The organism is Nocardioides sp. (assembly GCF_030655615.1).
GTDB lineage: Bacteria > Actinomycetota > Actinomycetes > Propionibacteriales > Nocardioidaceae > Nocardioides.
Window position 1 is genome coordinate 1 of record NZ_JAURVJ010000150.1, and the last position, 14,649, is coordinate 14,649.

General features: G+C 72.9%; 3 protein-coding genes. All 3 read left to right on the top strand.

Annotated features, from left to right (window positions below; translation table 11 throughout):
- The coding region (locus Q7T52_RS12495; protein WP_370692321.1) for a hypothetical protein at window positions 1–11,905 on the top strand (11,905 nt) is incomplete at its 5' end.
- A 55-nt stretch (window positions 11,906–11,960) separates the two neighbouring features.
- Window positions 11,961–13,142: a cystathionine gamma-synthase gene (locus Q7T52_RS12500; protein WP_304802950.1), complete on the top strand. Its 1,182-nt coding sequence runs from the start codon at window positions 11,961–11,963 to the stop codon at window positions 13,140–13,142.
- Window positions 13,143–13,196: 54 nt separating this feature from the next.
- Window positions 13,197–14,543 carry a glutamate mutase L gene (locus Q7T52_RS12505; protein WP_304802952.1) on the top strand — a complete coding sequence of 449 codons (1,347 nt, stop codon included), beginning with the start codon at window positions 13,197–13,199 and terminating at the stop codon, window positions 14,541–14,543.
- The last annotated feature ends 106 nt before the right edge of the window (window positions 14,544–14,649 follow it).

A 14,649-nucleotide genomic window follows, 5' to 3' on the forward strand; every position in this document is an offset into this window, starting at 1 on the left:
GACCACCCCGCTGGTCGCGGCCCCGTCGATCGACCTCGACGAGGTCGCCGCCGCCCCGTTCGACTTCACCGGCAACGGCACCATCAACGCCGGCGACACGATCGCCTACACCTACGTCGTCACCAACACCGGTACGACGACCCTCAACGGTGTCACCGTCACCGACGGTCTCGCCGACACGACCATCGTGTGCCCCGGCACGACGCTGGCCCCGGGCGCGACCTTCACCTGCACCTCGACCCACACGATCACCCAGTTCGAGATCGAAGCCGGTCAGGTCGTCAACCCGAGCGAGGTCGTGGGCACCCCGCCGACCGGCGCCACCGTCACCGACACCGACACCGAGACGACCCCGCTCGTCGCGACGCGGAGCATCGACCTCGACGAGACCGCTGCGGCGCCGTTCGACGCCGACGGGAACGGCGTGATCAACGCCGGCGACACCATCGCCTACAGCTTCCTGGTGACCAACACGGGCACCGTGACGCTGACGAACGTGACCGTCACCGACGGACTGGCCGACACCACGATCGTCTGCCCCGGCACGACGCTGGCGCCCGGTGCCTCGTTCACCTGCACCGCGACGCACACGATCACCCAGGCCAACATCGACGCGGGCCAGGTCTTCAACCCCTCCACGGTCGTGGGCACCCCGCCGACCGGCGCCACCGTGACCGACCTCGACTCCGAGACGACCCCGCTGGTCGTCACCCCGAGCATCGACCTCGACGAGTCCGCGGCGACGCCGTTCGACTTCAACGGCAACGGCACCATCGATGCGGGCGACACCGTCGCCTACAGCTTCCTGGTCACCAACACGGGCGGCACGACGCTCACCAACGTGACCGTCACCGACGGCCTGGCCGACACCACGGTCGTCTGCCCGACCCGGACCCTCGCGCCCGGCGCCACGACGACCTGCACCGCGACGCACACGCTGACGCAGGCCGAGGTCGACGCCGGCCTCGTCGTCAACCCGTCGTCGGTCGTCGGCACCCCGCCGGCCGGCGCCACCGTGACGGACACCGACACCGAGACCACCCCGCTGGCCGCCACGCCGAGCATCGACCTGGTCGAGTCGGCCGCACCGCCGGTGGACTTCAACGGCAGCGGCACCATCGACGCGGGTGACACCGTCGCCTACTCGTTCGTGGTCACCAACACCGGATCGGTCACCCTGACCGGTGTGACCGTGGCCGACGGGCTGCCCGGCACCGTGGTCTGCCCGGCCACCACGCTGACGCCCGGTGCCTCCACCACCTGCACGGTCACCTACACGCTGACCCAGGCCGACATCGACGCCGGCTCGGTCTTCAACCCGTCGACCGCGACCGGCACCCCGCCGACCGGCCCGAACGTGACCGACACCGCCTCGGTGACCACCGTGCTGGCGGCCACGGCCCTCATCGACCTCGACGAGACGGCGTCGGCGCCGTTCGACGCCAACGGCAACGGCGTGGTCAACGCCGGCGACACGATCGCCTACAGCTTCCTGGTGACCAACACGGGCACCGTGACGCTCACCAACGTCACCGTCACCGACGGCCTGGCCGACACGACCGTTGTCTGCCCGACCACCACGCTGGCGCCGGGAGCCTCGACGACCTGCACCGCGACGCACACGATCACCCAGGCCAACATCGACGCCGGCCAGGTCTTCAACCCGAGCACCGTCGTCGGCACCCCGCCGACCGGAGCCGACGTCACCGACACCGACGCCGAGACGACCCCGCTGGTGGTCACCCCGAGCATCGACCTCGACGAGACGGCCGCGGCGCCGTTCGACTTCAACGGCAGCGGCTCCATCAACGCGGGCGACACCATCGCCTACTCGTTCCTGGTCACCAACACCGGCGGGGTCACCCTGACCAACGTCACCGTCGCCGACGGCCTCGCCGACACGACGGTCGTCTGCCCGACCCGGACGCTGGCGCCCGGCGCCTCGACGACCTGCACCGCGACGCACACGATCACCCAGGCCGAGCTCGACGCCGGCCAGGTCTTCAACCCGAGCACCGTCGTCGGCACCCCGCCGACCGGCGCCATCGTCACGGACGCCGACGCCGAGACCACGCCGCTGACCCCGTCGGCGAGCATCGACCTGGTCGAGTCGGCCGCGCCGCCGTTCGACTTCAACGGCTCCGGTGGCATCAACGCCGGCGACCAGGTCGCCTACAGCTTCGTCGTGACCAACACCGGCAGCACCACGCTCACCGGCGTGACCGTGACCGACGGCCTGCCCGGCACGGTGGTCTGCCCGGCCACCACGCTGGCCCCCGGTGCGTCCACGACCTGCACGCTCACCTACACGCTGACCCAGGCCGACATCGACGCCGGCTCCGTCTTCAACCCGTCGACCGCCACCGGCACCCCGCCGACCGGGCCGGACGTGACCGACACCGACGCCGTGACGACCCCGCTGGTGGCGACCGCCTCCATCGACCTCGACGAGAGCGCCGCGGCCCCGTTCGACGTCAACGGCAACGGGATCATCAACGCCGGTGACTCGATCGCCTACAGCTTCCTGGTGACCAACACCGGCACCGTCACCCTCACCGGCGTGACGGTGACCGACGGCCTGGCCGACACCGCCGTGGTCTGCCCCGGCACGACGCTGGCCCCGGGTGCCTCGTTCACCTGCACGACGACCCACACCCTCACCCAGGCCGAGGTGGATGCCGGCCAGGTCTTCAACCCGAGCTCGGTCGTCGGCACCCCGCCGACCGGTGCCAACGTGACCGACACCGACGCCGAGACGACCCCGCTGGTCGTCACCCCGTCGATCAGCCTGGTCGAGACCGCGGCCCCGCCGTTCGACGCCAACGGCTCGGGCACGATCAACGCGGGCGACACCATCGCCTACTCGTTCGTGGTCACCAACACCGGCGGCGTCACGCTCACCGGCGTCACCGTCACCGACGGCCTGCCCGGCACCGTGGTCTGCCCGACCACGACCCTGGCCCCCGGGACGAGCACGACGTGCACGGCGACGTACACGATCACCCAGGCCGACGTCGACAACGGCAGCGTGTTCAACCCGTCGACCGCCACCGGCACCCCGCCGACCGGCCCCGCCGTCACCGACACCGACGGCGTCACCACGCCGCTCAGCGCCCAGCCCGGCGTCCTCCTGATCGACACCTCCGGCACGCCGTTCGACTTCAACGGCAGCGGCGCGGTCGACGCCGGAGACACGATCGGCTACACCTTCACGGTCACCAACACCGGCGGCGTGACGCTCAACGGCGTCACGGTCAGCGACGGGCTCCCGGGCACCGTCGTCACCTGCCCGGCCACGGCGCTGGCCCCCGGTGCGTCGATCATCTGCACGGCCACCTACACGATCACGCAGGCCGACGTCGACAACGGCCTCGTCTTCAACCCGGCGACCGCCACCGGCACCCCGCCGACCGGCCCCGCCGTCACCGACACCGACAGCGCGACGACCCCGCTCGCCGCCGCCCCGGGCCTCGACCTCGTGGTGACGGCCGGCTCGCCGACCGACGCCAACGGCTCGGGCACGATCAACGCCGGCGACACGATCACCTACACCTACGCGGTGACCAACACCGGCAGCACGACCCTCACCGGCCTCACCGTCGTCGACGGCGTGCCCGGCACCGTGGTCTGCTCGACCACGACGCTGGCGCCCGGCGCCACCGCGACCTGCACGGTCGTCCACACGATCACCCAGGCGGCCATCGACGCCGGCCAGGTGGTCAACCCGGTCAACGCCACCGCCACCCCGCCGACCGGACCCGCGGTCGGCGATGCGCAGACGGTGACCACGCCGCTGGTCGCGACCCCGTCGATCGACCTCGACGAGTCGGCCGCCGCGCCGTTCGACTTCACCGGCAACGGCACCATCGGCGCGGGCGACACCATCGCCTACAGCTTCCTGGTGACCAACACCGGCGGCGTGACGCTCACCAACGTCACCGTGACCGACGGCCTGGCCGACACGGCCATCGTCTGCCCGGCCACCACCCTCGCCCCCGGCGCCTCGATCACCTGCACCGCGACCCACCCGCTCACGCAGGCCGAGGTCGACGCCGGCCAGGTCGTCAACCCGTCCTCGGTCGTCGGCACCCCGCCGGCCGGCGCCACCGTGACCGACACCGACACCGAGGTCGCGCCGCTCACCGCCACGCCGGGCATCACGCTCGACGAGTCGGCCGCGGCCCCGGTCGACGCCAACGGCAACGGCACCATCAACGCCGGCGACACGATCACCTACTCGTTCCTGGTGACCAACAGTGGCAGCACCACGCTCACCGGCGTCGCCGTCAGCGACAACCTGCCCGGGGCCGTGGTCTGCCCGACCACGACGCTCGCGCCCGGTGCCGCCACCACCTGCACGCACACCTACACGCTGACCCAGGCCGACGTCGACGCCGGCCAGGTCACCAACCCGTCGTCCGTGGTCGGCACCCCGCCGACCGGTCCCGCCGTCGCCGCCATCGACACCGAGACGACGCCGCTGCTCGTCACCCCGTCGATCGACCTCGACGAGTCGGCCGCCGCGCCGTTCGACTTCAACGGCAACGGCACCATCGACGCCGGCGACTCCGTCGCCTACAGCTTCGTGGTCACCAACACCGGGGGAGTGACGCTCACCAACGTCGCCGTGACCGACGGCCTCGCCGACACCACGGTGGTCTGCCCGACCACGACGTTGGCGCCGGGCGCCTCGACGACCTGCACCGCGACGCACTTCCTCACCCAGGCCGAGCTGGACGCCGGCCAGGTCGTCAACCCGTCCTCGGTCGTCGGCACCCCGCCGACCGGCGCCACCGTGGCCGACACCGACACGGAGACCACGCCGCTGACCGCCACGCCGGGCCTCGACCTGGTCGTGACGGCGGCGCCGCCGCTCGACGCCAACGGCTCCGGCACGGTCAACGCCGGCGACACGATCGCCTACACCTACACGCTGACCAACACCGGCAGCACCACGCTGACCGGCCTCACCGTCGGTGACGGCATCCCCGGCACCCCCGTCTGCACCACCACGACGCTCGCCCCGGGTGCGACGACGACCTGCACCGCGACGTACACGATCACGCAGGCCGACATCAACGCCGGCCAGGTCTTCGACCCGGTCACCGCCAGCGGCACCCCGCCGACCGGCCCGGCCGTCACCGACACCGCGTCCGCCACGACCCCGCTCGCGGCCAACCCGTCGATCGACCTCGACGAGTCGGCCGGCACCCCGTTCGACGCCAACGGGTCGGGCACCGTCAACGCCGGCGACACCATCGCCTACACGTTCGTGGCGACCAACACCGGCACCGTGACCCTCACCGGCGTGACGGTGACCGACGCCCTGGCCGACACCACGATCGTCTGCCCGAGCACGACGCTGGCGCCGGGCGCCTCGATCACCTGCACCGCGACCCACACGATCACGCAGGCCGAGCTCGACGCGGGCCAGGTCTTCAACCCGAGCTCGGTCGTGGGCACCCCGCCGACCGGCCCCGCCGTCACCGACACCGACAGCGAGACCACCCCGCTCGTCGCGACGCCGAGCGTCGACCTCGTCGAGTCCGCCGCGCCGCCGTTCGACTTCAACGGCTCGGGCACCGTCAACGCCGGTGACACCGTCGCCTACACGTTCGTGGTCACCAACACCGGCGGTACGACGCTGACCAACGTCACGGTCGCCGACGGCCTCGCCGACACCACCGTCGTCTGCCCGACCACGACGCTCGCGCCCGGCGCCTCGACGACCTGCACCGCGACGCACACGCTGACGCAGGCCGAGGTCGACGCCGGCCAGGTCTTCAACCCGAGCACGGCCACCGGCACCCCGCCGACCGGTCCCGCGGTCACCGACACCGACTCCGCGACGACCCCGCTGGCCGCGAGCCCGGCGCTGCTGCTGATCACGTCGGCCGGTCCGCCGCTCGACGCCAACGGCTCGGGCTCGATCCACGCGGGCGACACCGTCGCCTACACGTTCGTGGTCACCAACGGCGGCAGCACCACGCTGACCGGGGTCACGGTCACCGACGGCCTGCCCGACACCACGGTGGTCTGCCCGACCACGACGCTGGCGCCCGGCGCCTCGATCACCTGCACCGCCACCCACACGATCACGCAGGCCGAGGTCAACGCGGGCCAGGTCTTCAACCCGGTCACCGCCACCGGCACCCCGCCGACCGGCCCCGCCGTCACCGCCACCGACGCGGTCACCACGCCGCTGGTCGCCAACGCCGCGATCACGATCGACGAGACCGCCGCCGCCCCGCTCGACACCAACGGCAACGGGGTCGTCAACGCCGGCGACACGATCGCCTACAGCTACCTGGTGACCAACACCGGCACCGTCACGCTGAGCGGGGTCACGGTCAGCGACGGCCTGGCCGACACGACCATCGTCTGCCCGGCCATGACGCTGGCGCCCGGCGCGTCCTTCACCTGCACGTCGACGCACACGATCACCCAGGCCGACATCGACGCCGGCCAGGTCATCAACCCGAGCTCGGTGGTCGGCACCCCGCCGACCGGCCCCACCGTCAACGACGCCGACACCGTGACCACGCCGCTGACCGCGACCCCGAGCATCGACCTGGTCGCGTCGGCCACGCCGCCGTTCGACGCCAACGGCTCCGGCACGATCAACGCCGGCGACACGATCACCTACTCGTTCGTCCTCACCAACACCGGCGGCGTCACGCTGACCGGCGTCACCGTGGTCGACGGCCTGCCCGGCACCGTGGTCTGCCCGCTCACCACGCTGGCGCCCGGCGCGACCACGACCTGCACGGTCACCTACACGCTGACCCAGGCCGACATCGACGCCGGCTCGGTCTTCAACCCGAGCACCGCGACCGGCACCCCGCCGACCGGCCCGACCGTCAACGACACCGCCGCCGTCTCCACCTCGCTCGCGGCCAACCCGGCGATCACGATCGACGAGACCGCTGCCGCTCCGTTCGACGTCAACGGCAGCGGCGCCATCGACGCCGGCGACACCGTCGCCTACAGCTTCCTCGTCACCAACACCGGTACGACGACGCTCACCGCCGTCACGGTCACCGACGGCCTGGCCGACACGGCGATCACCTGCCCCGGAGCCACTCTGGCTCCCGGAGCATCGGTCACCTGCACGGCCACGCACACCCTGAGCCAGGCCGACATCGACGCCGGCCAGGTCGTCAACCCGAGCTCGGTCGTCGGCACCCCGCCGACCGGGCCCGCGGTGAGCGCCGCCGACGTCGAGATCACGCCGCTGGTCGCGACTCCGTCGATCAGCCTGGTCGAGTCGGCCGCCGCGCCGGTCGACGCCAACGGCTCCGGCACGATCGACGCCGGTGACACCGTCGCCTACACGTTCGTGGTCACCAACACCGGCGGCACGACCCTGACCGGGATCACCGTCGCCGACGGCCTGCCCGACACCACGGTGGTCTGCCCGGTCACCACGCTGGCCCCGGGCGCGTCCACCACGTGCACCGCGGTCCACACCCTCACCCAGGCGCAGGTCGACGCCGGCCAGGTCACCAACCCCGCGACCGTCAGCGGCACCCCGCCGACCGGCCCCGCCGTGACCGACTCCGACACCGTCACCACGCCGCTGGCCGCGACCCCGTCGGTCACGCTGACCGAGACCGCGGGCGCCCCGTTCGACGCCAACGGCTCGGGCACCATCAACGCCGGCGACACCGTCGCCTACACGTTCGTGGTCACCAACACCGGCGGTACGACGCTGACCAACGTCACCGTCACCGACGGCCTCGCCGACACCACCGTGGTCTGCCCGGCCGGCACGCTGGCGCCCGGCGCGACGGCCACCTGCACGGCGACCCACACGATCACGCAGGCCGAGGTCGACGCCGGCCAGGTCTTCAACCCCAGCTCGGTCGTCGGCACCCCGCCGACCGGCCCGACCGTGAGCGACACCGACACCGTCACGACGCCGCTCACCGCGGCCCCCTCGATCAGCCTGGTCGAGACCGCGGGCGCCCCGTTCGACGCCAACGGCTCGGGCAGCATCAACGCCGGTGACGCGATCACCTTCTCGTTCGAGGTGACCAACACCGGCAGCGCGACCCTCACCGGCGTCACCGTCACCGACAGCCTGCCCGGCACCGTGGTCTGCCCGACCACGACGCTGGCCCCCGGCGCGACGACCACCTGCACGCTCACCTACACGCTCACCCAGGCCGACGTCGACGCCGGCCAGGTCAGCAACCCGGCGACGGCCACCGGCACCCCGCCGACCGGCCCTGCCGTCACCGACAACGACACGGTCACCACGCCGCTCACCGCGGCCCCATCGATCACGATCGACGAGACCGCCGCCGCGCCGCTCGACTTCAACGGCTCGGGCACCATCAACGCCGGCGACACCGTCGCCTACACGTTCCTGGTCACCAACACGGGCAGCACGACCCTGACCAACGTCGCCGTCACCGACGGGCTCGCCGACACCGCCGTCGTCTGCCCCGGCACGACGCTCGCGCCCGGTGCGTCCTTCACCTGCACCGCGACGCACACGATCACCCAGGCCGAGGTGGACGCCGGCCAGGTCACCAACCCGAGCTCGGTCGTCGGCACCCCGCCGACCGGCCCGGTCGTGACCGACACCGACACCGCCACGACCCCGCTCGCCGCGGCCCCGTCGATCGACCTCGCGGTCACCGCCGGCGCGCCGTTCGACGCCAACGGCTCGGGCACCATCGACGCCGGCGACACGATCACCTACTCGTTCGTGGTCACGAACACCGGCAGCGCCACGCTGAGCGGGATCACGGTCGTCGACGGCCTGCCGGGCGCGGTCGTCTGCCCGGTCACCACGCTGGCGCCCGGCGCGTCCACCACCTGCACGCTGACCTACACGATCACGCAGGCCGACATCGACGCCGGCGCCGTCACCAACCCCGCCACCGCCAGCGGCACCCCGCCGACCGGTCCCGCCGTCTCCACCACCGACAGCGTCACCACGCCGCTGACGGCGACCCCGAGCATCACGCTCGACGAGACCGCGGCCACGCCGTTCGACTTCAACGGCAACGGCACCATCGACGCCGGCGACCAGGTCGCCTACTCGTTCCTGGTGACCAACACCGGGGGAGTGACCCTCGCGAACGTGACCGTCACCGACGGCCTGGCCGACACGACGATCGTCTGCCCCGCCACGACGCTGGCGCCCGGTGCGTCCTTCACCTGCACCGCGACGCACACGATCACCCAGGCCAACATCGACGCCGGCCAGGTCGTCAACCCGAGCTCGGTCACCGGCACCCCGCCGACCGGCGCCGGCGTGACGGCCGCCGACACCGAGACGACCCCGCTGACGTCGACCCCGAGCATCGACCTCGTCGAGACCGCGGGGCCGCCGACCGACGCCAACGGCTCCGGCACGGTCGACGCCGGCGACACGATCACCTACACCTACTCGGTGACCAACACCGGCAGCACCACGCTGGTCGGCCTCGTGGTCGCCGACGGCATCCCGGGCACACCGGTCTGCGCCGCGACGACCCTGGCGCCCGGGGCCACCACGACGTGCACGGCGACGTACACGATCACGCAGGCCGACATCGACGCCGGCCAGGTCACCAACCCCGCGACGGCCACCGGCACCCCGCCGACCGGCCCCGCCGTGGCCGACAACGACACCGTCACCACGCCGCTCACCGCGACCCCGTCGATCTCCATCGTCGAGACCGCAGCGGCCCCGGTCGACGCCAACGGTTCGGGCACCATCGACGCCGGCGACACCGTCGCCTACTCGTTCCTGGTCACCAACACCGGCGGCGTCACCCTGACCGACGTCACCGTCACCGACGGTCTCGGCGACACCACCGTCGTGTGCCCCGGCACCGCCCTCGCGCCCGGCGCGTCCTTCACCTGCACCGCGACGCACACCCTCACCCAGGCCGAGATCAACGCCGGCCAGGTCGTCAACCCGAGCACGGTCGTCGGCACCCCGCCGACCGGCGCCGACGTGACGGACGCCGACGTGGTCACCACGCCGCTGACCGCCACGCCGAGCATCACGCTCGACGAGACCGCCGGGGCGCCGGTCGACACCAACGGCAACGGCGTCATCGACGCCGGTGACTCCCTCACCTACAGCTTCCTCGTCACCAACACCGGTGGCGTGACGCTGACGGGGGTCACCGTCACCGACGGCCTGCCCGGCACCGTGGTCTGCCCGAGCACGACGCTGGCGCCCGGCGCGACGACGACCTGCACGCTCACCTACACGCTGACCCAGGCCGACATCGACGCCGGCCAGGTCACCAACCCGAGCACGGTCGCCGGCACCCCGCCGAACGGCCCGGTCGTGACCGACACCGACACCGTGAGCACCCCGCTCGACGGCACCCCGGGCATCACCATCGACGAGTCGGCGATGGCGCCGTTCGACGCCAACGCCAACGGCGTCATCGACGCGGGCGACACCATCACCTACATGTTCCTGGTGACCAACACCGGCGGCGTCACGCTCACCGGCGTCACCGTGGTCGACGGCCTGCCCGGCACGGTCGTCTGCCCGAGCACGACGCTGGCGCCCGGTGCCTCGATGACGTGCTCGGTCGTCTACACGCTGACCCAGGCCGACATCGACGCCGGCCAGGTCGTCAACCCGAGCTCGGTCGTCGGCACCCCGCCGACCGGCGCGGCCGTCACCGACACCGACACCCTCACCACGCCGATCCCGACCGGGGCCGCCATCGACCTCGACGAGACCGCGGGTCCGATCGTCGACGCCAACGGCAACGGCGTGGTCGACGCGGGCGACACGATCACCTACGAGTTCCTGGTGACCAACACCGGCGGCGTCACGCTCACCGGCGTCGTCGTGGTCGACGGGCTGCCCGGCACGGTGGTCTGCCCGAGCGCGACGCTGGCGCCCGGTGCCTCGATGACCTGCACGGTCACCTACGTGCTCACCCAGGCCGACATCGACGCCGGCCAGGTCGTCAACCCGTCGACGGTCACCGGCACCCCGCCGACCGGCCCCGACGTCACCGACGCCGACACCGAGACCACGCCGATCGACGGCGCCGACGTCGCGTCGCTCCGGCTCGACAAGCAGGCCGGCGAGCCGGTCGACGTCAACGACAGCGGCACGGTCGACGCCGGCGACACGATCGCCTACACCTTCGTGGTCACCAACACCGGCGACGTCCCGCTCACCGCGGTCGCGGTGGTCGACCAACTGGTCGGCGCGGTCAGCTGCCCGACCACCACCCTGGCCGCCGGCGCCACGACGACCTGCACCGCGTCGTACACGATCAAGGCCTCGGACGTCGCGGCCGGCAGCGTCACCAACGTGGCGACCGTCGCCGGGCTCGACCCGACCGGCACCGCGGTCACCTCGCCGGCCGACTCGACCGTCTCCGCCATCCCGGCGCTCGGGGCCAGCCTCGAGCTCGAGAAGAACGTCCGCCGCCTCGTCGACGTCGACGGCAACGACCTCACCAACGCCGGCGACCAGGTCGTCTACGAGTTCGTGGTCACCAACACCGGCGACCTGCCGTTCACCGACGTGGAGATCGACGACCCGATGCTCCAGGAGGCCGACGTCGACGTCACCTGCCCGACCGGCACCCTGGCGCCCGGCGAGACCGTCACCTGCGTCGCCGACCCCTACACGATCACCGCCGCCGACGTCACCGCCGGCGAGATCGTCAACGAGGCCACCGTCGTCGCTGTCAGCCCCGACGGCGACATCGTCAACGGCAACAACGACACCGTGGTCATCGACTTCGGCGACGAGGTCCCGCCGCCCACCACCGGCGACGGTGACGGCGACGACGGCGGGATCGACCTCCCGGGCACCGGTGCCACGATCGAGGTCTGGCAGCTGCTCCTCGGCCTGGGCGTCCTGCTCGCCGGCCTGGTGCTGATGGTCGGCGGCCGACGCCGTCGTCACGACACCGCCTGACCGGGTCGGCCAGGCCTGAATCGTCTCCCACCGGGTCAGTCCCTAGGCTGACCCGGTGAGTGACCAGACCCAGCCCTCCCACCGCGAGAGCCATCTCAAGGGCGGCTTCGAGACGCGTGCGATCCACGCCGGCTACGAGCCCGACCCGACCACCGGCGCCGTGATCCCGCCGATCTACGCGACGTCCACCTACAAGCAGGACGGGGTCGGCGGCCTGCGCGGCGGCTACGAGTACAGCCGCTCGGCCAACCCGACCCGCACCGCCCTCGAGGGCGCCCTGGCGTCGGTCGAGGAGGGGGAGCGCGGCTTCGCCTTCGCCTCCGGCCTGGCCGCCGAGGACACGCTGGTGCGCGCCACCTGCCGGCCCGGCGACCACGTCGTGCTGCCCAACGACGCCTACGGCGGCACGTTCCGGCTCTTCGACAAGGTCGAGCAGGCGTGGGGGATCGAGCACACGCCCGCGCCCGTCACCGACGTCGACGCCGTCCGCGCCGCGATCCGCCCCGGGCAGACCAGGCTCGTGTGGCTCGAGACGCCGACCAACCCGCTGCTCAACATCGGTGACATCGAGGCGCTCGCCGCCGTCGCGCACGACGCCGGCGCCCTGCTCGTGGTCGACAACACCTTCGCCTCGCCCTATCTCCAGCAGCCGCTGGTCCTCGGCGCCGACGTCGTCGTCCACTCCACGACCAAGTACGTCGGCGGCCACTCCGACGTCGTCGGCGGCGCGCTCGTCGTCCGCGACCTCGACCTCGCCGACAAGGTCACGTTCCACCAGAACGCCATCGGTGCCGTACCCGGCCCGTTCGACTGCTTCCTGACCCACCGCGGCCTCAAGACCCTCGGCGTCCGGATGGACCGCCACTGCGACAACGCCGAGGCCGTCGTCGAGTTCCTCGCCGGCCACCCCGGCGTCGTCGAGGTCATCTACCCCGGTCTGCCCGAGCACCCGGGCCACGCGATCGCCAGCCGCCAGATGAAGCGCTACGGCGGCATGGTCGCCTTCCGCGCCGCCGGCGGCGAGGCCCAGGCGCTGGCCGTCTGCGAGCGCGCCGAGGTCTTCACGCTCGGGGAGTCGCTGGGCGGCGTCGAGTCGCTCATCGAGCACCCCGGCCGGATGACCCACGCGAGCGTCGCCGGCACCGAGCTCGAGGTCCCGGCCGACCTGGTCCGGCTGTCGGTCGGCATCGAGACCGTCGACGACCTGCTCGCGGACCTCGATCGTGCCCTCGGCTAGCCACGCCGAGTCGGCGCAGAAGTGAAGTCGGAACTGGCCGAGTCGGCGCAGCGTGTGAGTCTCAGCGCCGACTCGGCCGTACGTCGGGTGCTGTGCGTCGACGTCGGGTCGACCTTCACCAAGGCGACGCTGGTCGACCTCTCCACCGCGACCGTGGCCGGGCACGCCGAGCACCGCACGACGATCGACACCGACGTCCTCGACGGGGTCGACGCGTGCGTCGCCGCGCTCGGGGCCGAGGACGTGCCGGTGCTGGCCTGCTCGAGCGCCGGCGGGGGACTGCGGGTCGCGGTGGTCGGCAACGAGGAGCTGGTCACCGCCGAGGCCGGTCGCCGGGTCGCGCTCTCGAGCGGCGGCAAGGTCGTCGCCGTGGTGGCCGCCGCCGACGGGGGCTTCACCCTGGCCGACCTGGCCGAGCCCGACGTGGTGCTGCTGACCGGGGGCACCGACGGCGGCAACGCCGAGGTGATCCTGGCCGCCGCGACCGCCCTGGTAGGCGCGGGCTGGCGGGGACCCGTCGTCGTGGCCGGCAACGCCGACGCCGCGGCCGAGGTGACCGGGCTGCTCGCGGGCCTGCCCGTCGTCGTCGCCGACAACGTCGTGCCGCAGATCGGGGTGCTGCGCCCCGAGGGCGCGCGCGCCGCGATCCGCGAGGTGTTCCTGTCGCACGTCATCGGAGGCAAGCAGCTGAGCGCCCGCGACGACGGCGCGGCCTTCGTGGGCCTCGTGCGCGGCGCGACGCCCGACGTGGTGCTGACCGGCGTCGAGGTGCTGGCGCGCGAGGCGGGCGACGTCGTGGTCGTCGACGTGGGCGGTGCGACCACCGACGTGCACTCCGTGGTCGACCTCGACCCCGAGGACGGTGCCCTGGCCCGCGACGTGGTCGCGCCGACCGCGGTGACCCGCACGGTCGAGGGCGACCTCGGCATGCGGTGGTCGGCGCTCACGACCGTCGACGCCGGGGGCCGCCCCGACCTGGAGCCGGCGGCGCGGACCCGGGCCGAGCGGCCGGCGTACCTCCCGGAGAGCGAGAGCGACCGCGACGACGACGAGACGATCGCACGGCTGGCGGTGGGCCTCGCGCTGCGTCGTCACGCCGGCCGGTCGCGGGTCGTGGTCGGCCCGGAGGGGCGTGTCGTCGAGCGGACCGGTACCGACCTGAGGGAGGTCGGGCTCGTCGTCGCGTCCGGCGGCGTGCTGCGCCACGGCCGCCCGGGCGCGGCCGCCCGGGTGCTCGAGGGCAGCCTCGGCGCCGACCTCGAGGGGGGCTGGCAGCTGCCCGAGCGACCGCGGGTCGTGGTCGACGGCGACTACGTCCTGGCGGCCGTCGGCCTGCTGGCCGCCGACCACCCCGATGCGGCCTGCCGGTTGGCCCGCTCCTTGCTTAGGGTGGACCGGTGACCCCCCCAGAGCCGCAGGCACCCGACCTCGACAAGGAGCCCGCGGCGACCGGGCCGGCCACCGAGTCGGGCCCGGAGTCCGCCGAGCGGCGCCGACGCCGGCGCGG